14 protein-coding genes are annotated in these 12093 nt (G+C 71.6%); 12 read left to right on the plus strand and 2 right to left on the minus strand.

What is annotated here, in order from left to right; all coding sequences use genetic code 11:
• The first annotated feature begins 134 nt into the window (after positions 1–134).
• The 8 genes from ACFWA9_RS09295 (at position 135) to era (ending at position 5654) form a co-directional block, all read left to right on the plus strand.
• Complete coding sequence (locus tag ACFWA9_RS09295; protein WP_380384870.1) at positions 135–1166, plus strand: PhoH family protein; 1032 nt, start codon at positions 135–137, stop codon at positions 1164–1166.
• 14 nt (positions 1167–1180) lie between these two features.
• Positions 1181–1675, plus strand: a complete 495-nt coding sequence (gene ybeY / locus ACFWA9_RS09300) for an rRNA maturation RNase YbeY (RefSeq protein WP_329487582.1) — start codon at positions 1181–1183, stop codon at positions 1673–1675.
• 19 nt (positions 1676–1694) lie between these two features.
• Positions 1695–3020: a hemolysin family protein gene (locus ACFWA9_RS09305; protein ID WP_329487581.1), complete on the plus strand. Its 1326-nt coding sequence runs from the start codon at positions 1695–1697 to the stop codon at positions 3018–3020.
• A gap of 32 nt (positions 3021–3052) precedes the next feature.
• Positions 3053–3289: a hypothetical protein gene (locus tag ACFWA9_RS09310; protein ID WP_329487580.1), complete on the plus strand. Its 237-nt coding sequence runs from the start codon at positions 3053–3055 to the stop codon at positions 3287–3289.
• Positions 3290–3393: 104 nt separating this feature from the next.
• Positions 3394–3933: a DUF4383 domain-containing protein gene (locus tag ACFWA9_RS09315; RefSeq protein ID WP_380384850.1), complete on the plus strand. Its 540-nt coding sequence runs from the start codon at positions 3394–3396 to the stop codon at positions 3931–3933.
• A gap of 86 nt (positions 3934–4019) precedes the next feature.
• Positions 4020–4373, plus strand: coding sequence for a cytidine deaminase (locus ACFWA9_RS09320; protein WP_380384852.1), 354 nt, complete (start codon positions 4020–4022; stop codon positions 4371–4373).
• Between the two features lie 139 nt (positions 4374–4512).
• Positions 4513–4674: a hypothetical protein gene (locus tag ACFWA9_RS09325; RefSeq protein ID WP_380384855.1), complete on the plus strand. Its 162-nt coding sequence runs from the start codon at positions 4513–4515 to the stop codon at positions 4672–4674.
• A gap of 50 nt (positions 4675–4724) precedes the next feature.
• Positions 4725–5654: a GTPase Era gene (gene era / locus ACFWA9_RS09330; RefSeq protein WP_329487573.1), complete on the plus strand. Its 930-nt coding sequence runs from the start codon at positions 4725–4727 to the stop codon at positions 5652–5654.
• Positions 5655–5717: 63 nt separating this feature from the next.
• On the opposite strand, the gene ACFWA9_RS09335 is transcribed toward era, so the two are convergent.
• Positions 5718–5984 carry a protealysin inhibitor emfourin gene (locus ACFWA9_RS09335; RefSeq protein WP_329487572.1) on the minus strand — a complete coding sequence of 89 codons (267 nt, stop codon included), beginning with the start codon at positions 5982–5984 and terminating at the stop codon, positions 5718–5720.
• A 114-nt stretch (positions 5985–6098) separates the two neighbouring features.
• Positions 6099–7118, minus strand: a complete 1020-nt coding sequence (locus ACFWA9_RS09340; RefSeq protein WP_352289080.1) for a M4 family metallopeptidase — start codon at positions 7116–7118, stop codon at positions 6099–6101.
• 332 nt (positions 7119–7450) lie between these two features.
• Here ACFWA9_RS09340 and leuA point away from each other — a divergent pair, with 332 nt between their 5' ends.
• From leuA to ACFWA9_RS09360, 4 genes are all read left to right on the plus strand, one after another.
• Positions 7451–9247, plus strand: a complete 1797-nt coding sequence (gene leuA / locus ACFWA9_RS09345) for a 2-isopropylmalate synthase (RefSeq protein ID WP_329487570.1) — start codon at positions 7451–7453, stop codon at positions 9245–9247.
• Positions 9248–9496: 249 nt separating this feature from the next.
• Positions 9497–10183: a TerB family tellurite resistance protein gene (locus ACFWA9_RS09350; RefSeq protein ID WP_380384859.1), complete on the plus strand. Its 687-nt coding sequence runs from the start codon at positions 9497–9499 to the stop codon at positions 10181–10183.
• Positions 10184–10459: 276 nt separating this feature from the next.
• Complete coding sequence (gene recO / locus ACFWA9_RS09355; RefSeq protein ID WP_329487568.1) at positions 10460–11206, plus strand: DNA repair protein RecO; 747 nt, start codon at positions 10460–10462, stop codon at positions 11204–11206.
• Positions 11207–11210: 4 nt separating this feature from the next.
• Positions 11211–12056 (plus strand): isoprenyl transferase, encoded by an 846-nt coding sequence (locus ACFWA9_RS09360; RefSeq protein WP_352289074.1) that lies wholly within the window; start codon positions 11211–11213, stop codon positions 12054–12056.
• The last annotated feature ends 37 nt before the right edge of the window (positions 12057–12093 follow it).

The following is a 12093-nucleotide window of genomic DNA, read 5'->3' on the forward strand; positions in this document are numbered from 1 at the left end:
GATTGGGATGAGGCAGGCCCCAGCGCCGACCTATGAGTGACACATCGCAGACCCGTACGAACGGACAGCCGCGCCCCGAACCGGCCGACGAGGGCCGCACCAGCGCCCGGATCGTCATCCCCGAGAAGCACCCGATGGTCACCCTGCTCGGCACCGCGGACTCGCTGCTGAGGGTGATCGAGCGAGGCTTCCCCGCCGCGGACATCCACGTCCGCGGCAACGAGGTGACCGCCACCGGAGAGCGCGCCGAGGTCGCCCTCGTCAAGCAGCTCTTCGACGAGATGATGCTGGTGCTGCGCACCGGCCAACCCCTCACGGAGGACGCCGTGGAGCGCTCCATCGCCATGCTCCGGAGCGCCGTCGACGACCCGGACAGCCCGGCGCCGTCGCAGGTGTTCACCGCGAACATCCTGTCCAACCGGGGCCGCACCATCCGCCCCAAGACGCTCAACCAGCAGCGCTACGTCGACGCGATCGACAAGCACACCATCGTCTTCGGGCTCGGCCCGGCCGGTACCGGCAAGACCTACCTCGCGATGGCCAAGGCCGTCCAGGCCCTCCAGGCCAAGGAGGTCAACCGGATCATCCTGACCCGTCCGGCGGTCGAGGCGGGGGAGCGGCTGGGCTTCCTGCCCGGCACCCTCTTCGACAAGATCGACCCGTACCTGCGTCCGCTCTACGACGCGCTGCACGACATGATGGACCCGGACTCCATCCCGCGCCTGATGGCGGCCGGCACCATCGAGGTCGCCCCGCTCGCCTACATGCGCGGCCGGACCCTCAACGACGCCTTCATCATCCTCGACGAGGCCCAGAACACCTCGCCCGAGCAGATGAAGATGTTCCTCACCCGCCTCGGGTTCAACTCCCGGGTGGTCGTCACCGGCGACACCAGCCAGATCGACCTCCCGGGCGGCACCCGCAGCGGCCTCAAGGTCGTCCAGGAGATCCTGGTCGACGTGCCCGACATCCACTTCTCCGTGCTCACCAGCACCGACGTGGTCCGCCACAAGCTGGTCGGCCGGATCGTGGACGCCTACGAGCGCTGGGACGCCCGGCAGGAGGCCGAGGAGAACGCTCCGCCGGCCCGCAAGCCCGGCCAGCGGCGCCCCGGCAAGACGACCGCACCCCGCGCACCCCGACAGTCCCATCGCACCGAAAGCTGAGTAACCAGCCCGTCATGTCGATCGACATCGCCAATGAGTCCGGTTGGGACGCCGACGAGGAGTCCATCCTCGACGTCGCCCGCTACGCGCTGGACAAGATGCGGATCCACCCGCAGTCAGAACTGTCCGTGATCCTGGTGGACGGTGCGGCGATGGAGGAGCTGCACATCCAGTGGATGGACCTCCCCGGCCCGACCGACGTGATGTCCTTCCCGATGGACGAGCTGCGTCCCGGCAAGGAGGGCGAGGAGCTGCCGCAGGGCCTGCTCGGCGACATCGTGCTCTGCCCCGAGGTGGCCGAGCAGCAGGGCAAGGCGGCTCCGTCCAAGCACTCGATGGACGAGGAGCTGCAGCTGCTCACCGTCCACGGGGTGCTCCACGTGCTCGGGTACGACCACGAGGAGCCGGACGAGGAGGAGGAGATGTTCGGCCTCCAGAAGGCCATCCTCGACGGCTGGCGGGCCGGCCGCGGCCTGGGCGGGATCTCCCCGGCCCCCACCACCCACTGAGCGCGGAGCCCGAACCCCTGTGAGTGGTGAGAGTACGAGTTTCATCCTCGGCGCCGTGCTGCTGGTCGTCCTCGGCTGGCTGGCGGCCTGCGCCGAGGCGGGTATCTCCCGGGTCTCCCGGTTCCGCGCGGAGGAGGCCGTCCGGGCCGGCCGGCGGGGCTCGGCCCGGCTGCTGGCGCTGGCCTCCGACCCGATCCGCTACCTCAACCTGGCCACCCTGATCCGGGTGGCCAGCGAGATGGCGGCCGCGGTCCTGGTCACCGTGGTCTGCGTGCGGAGCCTGGACTCCACCTGGCAGGCCGTGCTGCTGGCGTTCGGCGTGATGGTGCTGGTCTCCTTCGTGGCGGTCGGCGTCTCGCCCCGCACGATCGGGCGCCAGCACCCGCTGACCACCTCCACGGCGGCCTCCTTCGTGCTGCTGCCGCTGGCGGGCGTGCTCGGCCCGATCCCGCGGCTGCTGATCCTGCTCGGCAACGCGCTGACCCCGGGCAAGGGCTACCGCGAGGGGCCGTTCGCCTCCGAAGCGGAGCTGCGCGCCCTGGTGGACCTCGCCGAGAAGGACGACCTGATCGAGGACGAGGAGCGCCGGATGGTGCACTCGGTCTTCGAGCTGGGCGACACCATCGTCCGCGAGGTGATGGTGCCGCGCACCGACCTGGTGATGATCGAGCGTCACAAGACCGTCCGTCAGGCGCTGACCCTGGCGCTGCGTTCGGGCTTCTCGCGGATCCCGGTGGTCGGCGACAACGAGGACGACGTGGTCGGCATCGTCTACCTCAAGGACCTCGTGCGGCGCACCCACATCAACCGGGAGGCCGAGTCCGAGGAGGTCGGCGCGGTGATGCGGCCGGCCGTCTTCGTCCCGGACTCCAAGCCGGCCGGCGACCTGCTGCGCGAGATGCAGCAGCGCCGCTCGCACGTGGCGATCGTGATCGACGAGTACGGCGGCACGGCCGGACTGGTCACCATCGAGGACATCCTGGAGGAGATCGTCGGCGAGATCACCGACGAGTACGACCGGGAGATCGCGCCGGTCGAGGACCTCGGTGACGGCTCGTACCGGATCACCGCCCGGCTGCTGGTCGAGGACCTCGGCGAGCTGTTCGGGATCGAGCTGGAGGACGAGGACGTCGAGACCGTCGGCGGCCTGCTCGCCAAGCACCTCGGCCGGGTGCCGATCCCGGGCTCGTCCTGCGAGATCCCGCTGCCCGAGGACGCGGCCACCGACCTGACCGCCATCCGGCTGACCGCGGAGAGCTCGGCCGGCCGCCGCAACCGGATCGGTTCGATGGTCGCGATCCCGGTCCGGGTCTCGGCCGAGGCCCTCCAGGAGTCCGGCGAGTAGCGTTCGGGCGGCCGCGGGGCGACGATGGCGTCATGACTCATCTACTGCGTGCGGAGTACGGCCCGCAGGGTCGGTCGGCCGGGGCGAAGACCTGGCACGTCGTCCGGGCCGCCGAACCCGCGGCGGCCCTCTGCGGCCGCACAATGGACACCGACGCCGAGACCCGGCCGGACCAGGAGTGGGGCACCGGGCTGCGCTGCTGTCAGCAGTGCGGCTCGCTGTACATGCACGAGGTGCCGCACATGCAGGGGAGCCACCCCTACAGCTAGGCACATGCGGGGGTACCCCCCCCCGGAAGCCAGGCCGTGCGCCCGCTCTGCGGTCGGAGTAGCGTGAACGAGGCCGTTTCGACGTCGCCATGGTGGAGGTCGCCATGAAGCTGCAAGACGAACTGCCGGTCGACCACCGACTGCTCCTGGTCTGGCGGACCGGGGCGGGACTCGGCGGGATCTTCCTGATCGTGTTCGGCATCCTCGGGCTGGCGGACCATCCCGGCTTCCTGTCCACCGAGGGCGACGACATCGCCGGGATGTCGACCAACGGAGCGCTGAGCATCCTCTCCATCGTGATGGGCGCGGTCCTGGTGGCCGGCGCGGTGATCGGCGGGAACTTCGCCGCCAACCTCAACATGGTGGTCGGCATCCTCTTCGTGCTCTCCGGTTTCTACGGGCTGACGGTGCTCGGCCGGCCGGACGCCAACATCCTCAACTTCCGGATGGCCAACGTGCTGTTCGCGTTCATCTTCGGACTGGTCGTGGTGACCTTCGGGATGTACGGCAGGGTCAGCAGCCACCTGCCGCACGACAACCCGTACTGGCGCAAGCGGTCCGCCGAGGAGGAGCCGCTGCCGAACGGTCCGAAGACCTTCGTCAAGGTCATGCGGCCCGGGCCGCCCAATCCGATCGGCCACTGAGGCCACTGGGGCCCCTGAGGCCGGCGGGGCCGTCCGCGTCGCAGGGCGCGGACGGCCGGTCGGCGGGGAGTCCTATGCTCGGCGCCATGAGTGACATCGTCGAGCTGGATCCCGAAGACAAGAAGATCATCACCCTGGCCCGCTCCGCGCGCGTCCGCAACGGCGTCGCGGAGGGGGCCGCGGTGCGTGACGAGACCGGGCGCACCTACGTGGCGGGCACGGTCGCGCTGGAGTCGCTGCGGCTCAGCGCGCTGCAGACGGCGGTGGCGATGGCGGTGGCCAGCGGCGCCAGGTCGCTGGAGGCGGCCGCCGTGGTGAGCGAGGCGGGGGAGCCGGCCGAGGCCGATCTGGCCGCGGTGCGGGACCTCGGCGGGGCCGGGACGCCGGTGCTGCTCGCCGGACCGGACGGGGCGCTGAAGGTGGCGGCCGAGGCGCGCTGAGGCGCGTCGACGGCGTACCGGGGCCCGCCGGGGGGCGGCTCGGGGCGCCCGGGGCAGCCCGGGCGCCCGGCCCTCCAGGATCCGCAGATAATCTCACCGGTGTAGATGGTGAGCAGGTCGCGGTGAGGGGGCTGGGGGCATGGGACCGTTCGCGTTCTTCGCGGGCCTGCTGCTGGGCGTCATGGGGATGGGCAAGTGGCAGGAGACCGGGTCGCCGTTCTGGCTCTGGGGCTCCGTCGCCTTCCTCCTCATCGTCCTGATCAGCGGGATCTCCGCCGTTCTGGGCAGCAAAAAGGGCTGACGGGGGCGGGCTGTCCGCCGGGCGCCCGGTGATCAGGGAGAATGGGGCCCATGAGTGCCCCTTCCTCCTCGTACCGCTCCGGCTTCGCGTGCTTCGTCGGCCGGCCCAACGCGGGCAAGTCGACCCTGACCAACGCCCTGGTGGGGACGAAGGTCGCGATCACCTCCGACCGTCCGCAGACCACCCGGCACACCGTGCGCGGCATCGTGCACCGCCCGGACGCCCAGCTCGTGCTGGTCGACACCCCCGGTCTGCACAAGCCGCGCACCCTGCTCGGCGAGCGGCTGAACGACCTCGTCCGCTCCACCTGGGCCGAGGTCGACGTGATCGGCTTCTGCCTGCCCGCCGACCAGAAGCTCGGCCCCGGCGACAAGTTCATCGCCAAGGAACTCGCCGACATCAAGAAGACCCCCAAGGTGGCCATCGTCACCAAGACCGACCTGGTCGACTCCAAGCGGCTGGCCGAGCAGCTGATCGCCGTCCACCAGCTCGGTGCCGAGCTGGGCATCGAGTGGGCCGAGATCATCCCGGTCTCGGCGGTCGGTGACAAGCAGGTCGAGCTGGTCGCCGAGCTGATCACCAAGCTGCTCCCGGAGGGCATGCCGCTCTACCCGGACGGCGACCTCACCGACGAGCCCGAGGTGATCATGGTCGCCGAGCTGATCCGGGAGGCCGCCCTGGAGGGTGTCCGGGACGAGCTCCCGCACTCGCTGGCCGTGGTCGTCGAGGAGATGATCCCGCGCGAGGACCGCCCGGCGGACCGGCCGCTGCTGGACATCCACGCGAACGTCTACATCGAGCGGCAGAGCCAGAAGGCCATCGTGATCGGGGCCAAGGGCGCCCGGTTGAAGCACGTCGGCACCACCGCCCGCAAGCATATCGAGGCGCTGCTCGGCACGCCGGTCTACCTGGACCTGCACGTCAAGGTCGCCAAGGACTGGCAGCGCGACCCGAAGCAGCTGCGCAAGCTGGGCTTCTGAGCCCGCCCGCACCGAGCAGGGCCCGTCCGGACGACCGCGTCCGGACGGGCCCTGCGCCGTCCCCTAGGCGCCCTCGCGCAGCACCAGCGAGACCAGCTCCCGTTGCGACTCGGTGAGCTTCGGGTCGGCGCAGTGCACCGTCCGGCCGTCGACGGTGATCTCGTAGTGGAAGCCGTCCGGCACCCCGTAGGAGGGCGCCCGCAGCCCGCCCGCGACGGCCTCGCGGGCGAGCGCGTGCACGTGCGGGGCGTCCGTCCGCGCGGTGGTGTCGAGCTCCGCGCGGCGGACGTTCCCCGCGAGGCCGCCGGTCCGGGTCACCTGGATACGCATGGTGTCCATGGTGCTACGCAGGGATGGCGTTTGCCGGGCTTTTCCAGGACCTTGACCTTATGCGCTCTTAAACCTTATGACCGCTCAAGTCGGGCTCGACCGCGGTCGGGCGGCTCAGGCCGTACTGACCCCGACCTTCGCCCAGGCCGCCGTCACGGTGTCGCCCACCGCGGGTTCGGGGTAGCGGGCCCGGGCGGCCGCCACGGTGGCCCGGGCGAAGGCCGCGAAGTCGGCGTCCCCGGGCAGCTGCCGGCCGGTCAGCGCGTCGTACCAGATCCGCCCGGCCCGCTCCCAGGCCGGCCCGCCGAGCGCGGTGGCCAGCAGGTAGAAGGCGTGGTTCGGGATGCCGGAGTTGATGTGCACGCCGCCGTTGTCCTGGGCGGTGCGGACGTAGTCGCGCAGATGGGCCGGCTGCGGGTCCTTGCCGAGCCGGGGGTCGTCGTACGCGGTCCCGGGCGCCTTCATCGAGCGCAGTGCCACCCCCTGCACGCCCGGGGCGAGCAGGCCGGCGCCGATCAGCCAGTCCGCTTCGCCGGCGTCCTGGCGCAGCGCGTACTGCTTCACGAGCGAGCCGAACACGTCGGAGACGGACTCGTTGAGCGCGCCGGGCTGGCCCCGGTACTCCAGTGCGGCGGTGAACTGGGTGACGCCGTGGGTGAGTTCGTGGCCGATCACGTCGACGCAGGCGGTGAAGTCGCCGAACACCTCGCCGTCGCCGTCGCCGAAGACCATCCGCCGGCCGTCCCAGAAGGCGTTGTCGTAGTCGCGGCCGTAGTGCACGGTGGCGTCCAGCCGCAGACCCTGGTCGTCGATCGAACGGCGGCCGAAGGCGTCGGCGAAGAGGGCGAAGGTGTCGCCGAGGCCGTCGTAGGCGTGGTTGACGGACTGGTCGGGGACGGGCCCCTGGTCCTCCCGGCGGACGGTGCGGCCGGGCAGCCGTTCGCTGTGTCCGGCGTCGCAGATCACCCGCTCCAGGCGGGCGCCGCCGGGCTGCGGCGCGGTGGCGGTGAGGCGGGCCGTGCGGTGCGCGGCATCCAGGGCGAGGGAGCGGGCGGCGGGCTCGTGACCGGCCTCGGCGAGGCGGTCCAGGACGTACGGCGGAACGATCGCGCAGAGCGGCGGTTCGGCGGTCATGTGGCCAAGAGTGAGGCATCCGTGACCTGTTGTCACCGGCGTGGACGGAATCGGGCGCCGTCTCAAGGGGTGGAATGTCCGCCCGGCTCACTTCGGGGGCGCGTGCTCCTCGGTTACGCTGGACGACATCATGCGCAACGGGTTGCTTCTTCTTAGCTGCCGCGTCGAGGGCCTGTAGTCCACCAGGGCCGGCTCCCTCGCCGCGGGGACTGTGCTGTGCGCGTTGCAATACTGCGGCCCACCGAGGGGTCGTGCGCGGCAGCAGGCCGGCCGGTCGGGTGTCCATCTCACCCCGACAAGCCCCGCATCACAGGAAGCCGAGAGTCACCTCCATGACCGAGCAGAGCTCCGCCGCGTCCATCCCCGCCGGTCGCGCGTTCGTCGACCGTCCGACGCCGATCACCGCCGCGACCGTGCGCCAGCGGGGCGCCGGCATGCGCCACGGCCGCTACCTGCCGTTCGGCACGGTCGACCTGCCGGACCGCAGCTGGCCGTCGAAGGTGATCACCAAGGCGCCGCGCTGGCTCTCCACCGACCTGCGGGACGGCAACCAGGCGCTGATCGACCCGATGTCCCCGGCCCGCAAGCGCAAGATGTTCGACCTGCTGGTCGGCATGGGCTACAAGGAGATCGAGGTCGGCTTCCCCTCCTCCGGCGCCACCGACCACGCCTTCGTACGGTCGCTGATCGAGGAGGGGGCGATCCCGGAGGACGTCACCATCTCGGTGCTGACCCAGGCCCGCGAGGAGCTGATCGAGAAGACCGTCGAGTCGCTGGTCGGCGCGCCGCGGGCGACCGTCCACCTGTACAACGCGACCGCGCCGCTGTTCCGCCGGGTGGTGTTCCGCAACGACCGGGCGGCCACCAAGGCGATCGCCACCGACGGCACCCGGCTGGTGATGGAGTACGCCGAGAAGCTGCTGGGCGACGACACCGTCTTCGGCTACCAGTACTCGCCGGAGATCTTCGTCGACACCGAGCTGGACTTCGCCCTGGAGGTCTGCGAGGCGGTGATGGACGTCTGGCAGCCGGGCGAGGGCCGCGAGATCATCCTGAACCTGCCGGCCACCATCGAGCGGGCCACCCCGAACGTCCAGGCCGACCAGTTCGAGTGGATGTCGCGCAACCTGTCCCGCCGCGAGCACGTCTGCCTGTCGGTGCACCCGCACAACGACCGCGGCACCGCCGTCGCCTCCGCCGAGCTGGCCTACATGGCCGGCGCCGACCGCATCGAGGGCTGCCTGTTCGGCCAGGGCGAGCGGACCGGCAACGTCGACCTGGTGACCCTGGGCATGAACCTGTTCTCGCAGGGCATCGACCCGCAGATCGACTTCTCCGACATCGACGAGGTGCGCCGCACCGCCGAGTACTGCAACCAGATGGAGGTGCACCCGCGCCACCCGTACGCCGGCGACCTGGTGTACACCTCCTTCTCCGGCTCGCACCAGGACGCGATCAAGAAGGGCTTCGACGCCCTGGAGGCCGACGCGAAGGCGGCCGGCGTGCCGGTGGGCGAGCACACCTGGGGTGTGCCGTACCTGCCGATCGACCCGAAGGACGTCGGCCGCACCTACGAGGCGGTCATCCGGGTCAACAGCCAGTCCGGCAAGGGCGGCGTCGCCTACGTCCTGAAGAACGACCACAAGCTGGACCTGCCGCGCCGGATGCAGATCGAGTTCTCCCGGATCATCCAGGCCAAGACCGACGCCGAGGGCGGCGAGGTCACCCCGGCGGCGATCTGGGCGGTCTTCCAGGACGAGTACCTGCCGACCACCGACAACCCGTGGGGCCGGATCTCGCTGAGCGGCTCGCGCAGCCTGACCACCGAGGACGGCCGGGACGCGCTGACCGCCCAGGCCGTGGTCGAGGGCGCGCCGGTCACCCTGGCCGGTACCGGCAACGGCCCGGTCTCCGCCTTCGCCGACGCGCTGGGCCGGATCGGGGTGGACGTCCGGGTGCTGGACTACGCGGAGCACGCGCTGAGCGAGGGCGGCGACGCCCAGGCCGCCGCGTACGTCGAGTGCGCCGTGGACGGCAAGGTGCTGTGGGGCGTGGGCATCGACGGCAACACGGTGCTGGCCTCGCTGAAGGCGATGATCAGCGCCGTCAACCGGGCGCAGCGCGGGTAGTTCGTACGAGTGGTAGTGGCGGGCCGTCCTCCGGGGCGGCCCGCCGTCGTGGTGGGCGGTCCCGGGTGGGCGGCTGTGGCCTGCGCCACATTTTTTCGGCCCGGAAGCCGTTCGAGGTACTGACACGTGCCGGTAACCATGGCAACATCGACCCACCGGAAATCCGGGTCGGTGGGACGGCCTCGGGGTCCGGTCGCGTGACCTGCCCATTGTTGTGCAGGCCGCCTGCCATGTCTGGGGAGTGGCGCCGTGACAGGGTTGTGGGGTGTTCGCCCGCGCTGGCGGACTGACGTCCTCGGTGACTTCTTCTGTCCAGGCTGCGGCGGGGACCGCAACTACCGCCGGCAGCACGGCCGGCGGTGGCTGCGGTTGCTGGGCGCGGCGGTGCTGCCGCTCGGCCCGGTCGTCCGCAGCGTGCAGTGCACCACCTGCCACGGCCGCTACGGCGTGGAGAGCCTGGACCAGCCCACCTGCGTGCGCCTCGGCGGGATGCTGCGCGACGCGCAGTACACGGTGGCCCTCGCGCTGCTGGCGGCCGGCGGGACGGCGCACCGGGCGGCCCGCGAGGCGGCCTGCGCGGCCGTCCGGGAGGCCGGTTTCGACGACTGCGGCGAGGCCCAGGTGCTCGCCGCGCTGGCCGCGCTCTCCGGGCTCGGCGGCGAACTCCGGGACGCCCACGACCTGGAGGCGTCCTCCGGGCTCGGGGACGCCGGCGCGCTGGCGGTGGAACTGCACGCGGTGCTCGAACCGCTCGCCCCGCACCTGGCCCACCACGGCCGGGAGCGGCTGCTGCTGCAGGGGGCGGCGATCGCGCTGGCCGACGGGCGCTACCTGCCCCAGGAGCGGGAGGCGCTGGCCGCCGTGGGGCGCTGCCTGGACCTGCCGCAGGCGAGGGTCGGGGCGCTGCTGGAGGCGGCCACCCACGCTTCGTACTAGGCCGCGCGGGCCACGTCCCGGCCGCGCGGAAAGGACCTCGGCCGTCGCACCACGCGGCCCCCGGACGGCCGCCCCCGGGACCCCCACGAACCGGGCCCGAACCGCCCCCCGGCCCCCCGGCCGGGCGGCGCCCCACCCCGGGCCCGCCGTGCCCCGCACCGATCGGGTCTCCCCCACGGCCCCGGTGCGGGCCACACGGCTGCCGCCCGGAGGTCGGCCGGTGGGGGACAATGGTGGGATGTCCACACTGTTCGACGCCGGCCGCGAGGCCGCCGCATGAGCCTGTTCCGGGACGACGGCGTGGTGCTCCGGGCGCAGAAGCTCGGCGAGGCCGACCGGATCATCACCATGCTCACCCGCCAGCACGGCAAGGTGCGCGCGGTGGCCCGCGGGGTGCGCAAGACCAAGTCCAAGTTCGGCGCCCGGCTGGAGCCGTTCTCGCACGTGGACGTGCAGTTCTTCAGCCGCGGGAGCGAGCTGGTGGGGCGCGGGCTGCCGCTCTGCACCCAGGTGGAGACGATCGCCCCGTACGGCGGCTCGATCGTCACCGACTACGGCCGCTACACCGCGGGGACGGCGATGCTGGAGACGGCGGAGCGGTTCGCCGAGAACGAGGGCGAGCCGGCCGTCCAGCAGTACCTGCTGCTGGTCGGCGGCCTGCGGACGCTGGCGGCCGGGGTGCACGAGTCGCACCTGGTGATGGACGCCTTCCTGCTCCGCTCGCTGGCCGTCAACGGGTACGGCGCGAGCTTCACCGACTGCGCCAAGTGCGGCCTGGAGGGCCCGAACCGGTTCTTCTCGCTCCAGGCGGGCGGCGTGCTGTGCGGAGACTGCCGAGTCCCCGGTTGTGCCGTACCCTCCCCTGAGACACTGGTACTGCTCGGGGCGCTGCTGTCAGGGGACTGGCGGACGGCCGACACCTGCGAGCCGAGGTACTGGCGGGAGGGCAGCGGCCTGGTCGCGGCCTATCTGCAGTGGCACCTGGAGCGGGGCATCCGCTCGATGAGATACGTGGAGAAGTGAGCACATGGCAGCGCGACGGCTCTTCGGCGGTGGCAAGCAAAGGGAGTACCTCCCCCCGACCCCGCACCCCAGCGGCGCACAGCCCCCGAAGATCCCCGGCGAGCTGGTCCCCCACCACGTCGCGATCGTGATGGACGGGAACGGGCGCTGGGCCAAGGAGCGCGGGCTGCCGCGCACGGAGGGCCACAAGGTCGGCGAGTCCGTGGTGCTGGACGTGCTCAAGGGCGCGATCGAGCTCGGTGTGAAGAACATCTCGCTGTACGCGTTCTCCACCGAGAACTGGAAGCGCTCGCCCGACGAGGTGAAGTTCCTGATGAACTTCAACCGGGACGTCATCCACCGCCGCCGTGACGAGATGGACGCGATGGGCGTGCGGGTCCGCTGGGCCGGCCGGATGCCCAAGCTGTGGAAGAGCGTCGTCCAGGAGCTCAAGGTCGCCGAGGAGCAGACCAGGGAGAACGACGCCGTCACGCTCTACATGTGCGTCAACTACGGCGGCCGGGCGGAGATCGCGGACGCCATGGCGGCCATCGCGGCCGATGTCGCGGCCGGCCGGCTGGACCCGAAGAAGGTCAACGAGAAGACCATCGCCAAGTACCTGTACCACCCGGACATGCCGGACGTGGACCTCTTCCTGCGCCCGAGCGGCGAGCAGCGGACGTCCAACTTCCTGCTCTGGCAGTCGGCGTACGCGGAGTTCGTGTTCCAGGACGTGCTCTGGCCGGACTTCGACCGCCGGGACCTCTGGCGGGCCTGCGAGCAGTACGCGCGGCGCGACCGCCGCTTCGGCGGGGCGATCCCCAACGAGGTCGCCCCCGGCGAGGCCGCGGAGGTCCCCGCGCAGCGCTGAGCCGCCGTCGGGCGCGCTCCGCGTCCCGGCGCCGGGA

This window comes from Kitasatospora sp. NPDC059973 (assembly GCF_042737525.1).
Classification (GTDB): Bacteria; Actinomycetota; Actinomycetes; order Streptomycetales; family Streptomycetaceae; genus Kitasatospora.

What these genes read in the sequence shown, in the direction of transcription:
- ACFWA9_RS09310 (WP_329487580.1), top strand. Translation starts at nt 3,053, where the DNA reads ATGACTCATCTACTGCGTGCGGAGTACGGCCCGCAGGGTCGGTCGGCC.
- ACFWA9_RS09295 (WP_380384870.1), top strand. Translation starts at nt 135, where the DNA reads ATGGTCACCCTGCTCGGCACCGCGGACTCGCTGCTGAGGGTGATCGAG.
- ACFWA9_RS09315 (WP_380384850.1), top strand. Translation starts at nt 3,394, where the DNA reads ATGAAGCTGCAAGACGAACTGCCGGTCGACCACCGACTGCTCCTGGTC.
- recO (WP_329487568.1), top strand. Translation starts at nt 10,460, where the DNA reads ATGAGCCTGTTCCGGGACGACGGCGTGGTGCTCCGGGCGCAGAAGCTC.
- ACFWA9_RS09320 (WP_380384852.1), top strand. Translation starts at nt 4,020, where the DNA reads ATGAGTGACATCGTCGAGCTGGATCCCGAAGACAAGAAGATCATCACC.
- ybeY (WP_329487582.1), top strand. Translation starts at nt 1,181, where the DNA reads ATGTCGATCGACATCGCCAATGAGTCCGGTTGGGACGCCGACGAGGAG.
- era (WP_329487573.1), top strand. Translation starts at nt 4,725, where the DNA reads ATGAGTGCCCCTTCCTCCTCGTACCGCTCCGGCTTCGCGTGCTTCGTC.
- ACFWA9_RS09325 (WP_380384855.1), top strand. Translation starts at nt 4,513, where the DNA reads ATGGGACCGTTCGCGTTCTTCGCGGGCCTGCTGCTGGGCGTCATGGGG.
- leuA (WP_329487570.1), top strand. Translation starts at nt 7,451, where the DNA reads ATGACCGAGCAGAGCTCCGCCGCGTCCATCCCCGCCGGTCGCGCGTTC.
- ACFWA9_RS09340 (WP_352289080.1), bottom strand. Translation starts at nt 7,118, where the DNA reads ATGACCGCCGAACCGCCGCTCTGCGCGATCGTTCCGCCGTACGTCCTG.
- ACFWA9_RS09335 (WP_329487572.1), bottom strand. Translation starts at nt 5,984, where the DNA reads ATGCGTATCCAGGTGACCCGGACCGGCGGCCTCGCGGGGAACGTCCGC.
- ACFWA9_RS09360 (WP_352289074.1), top strand. Translation starts at nt 11,211, where the DNA reads ATGGCAGCGCGACGGCTCTTCGGCGGTGGCAAGCAAAGGGAGTACCTC.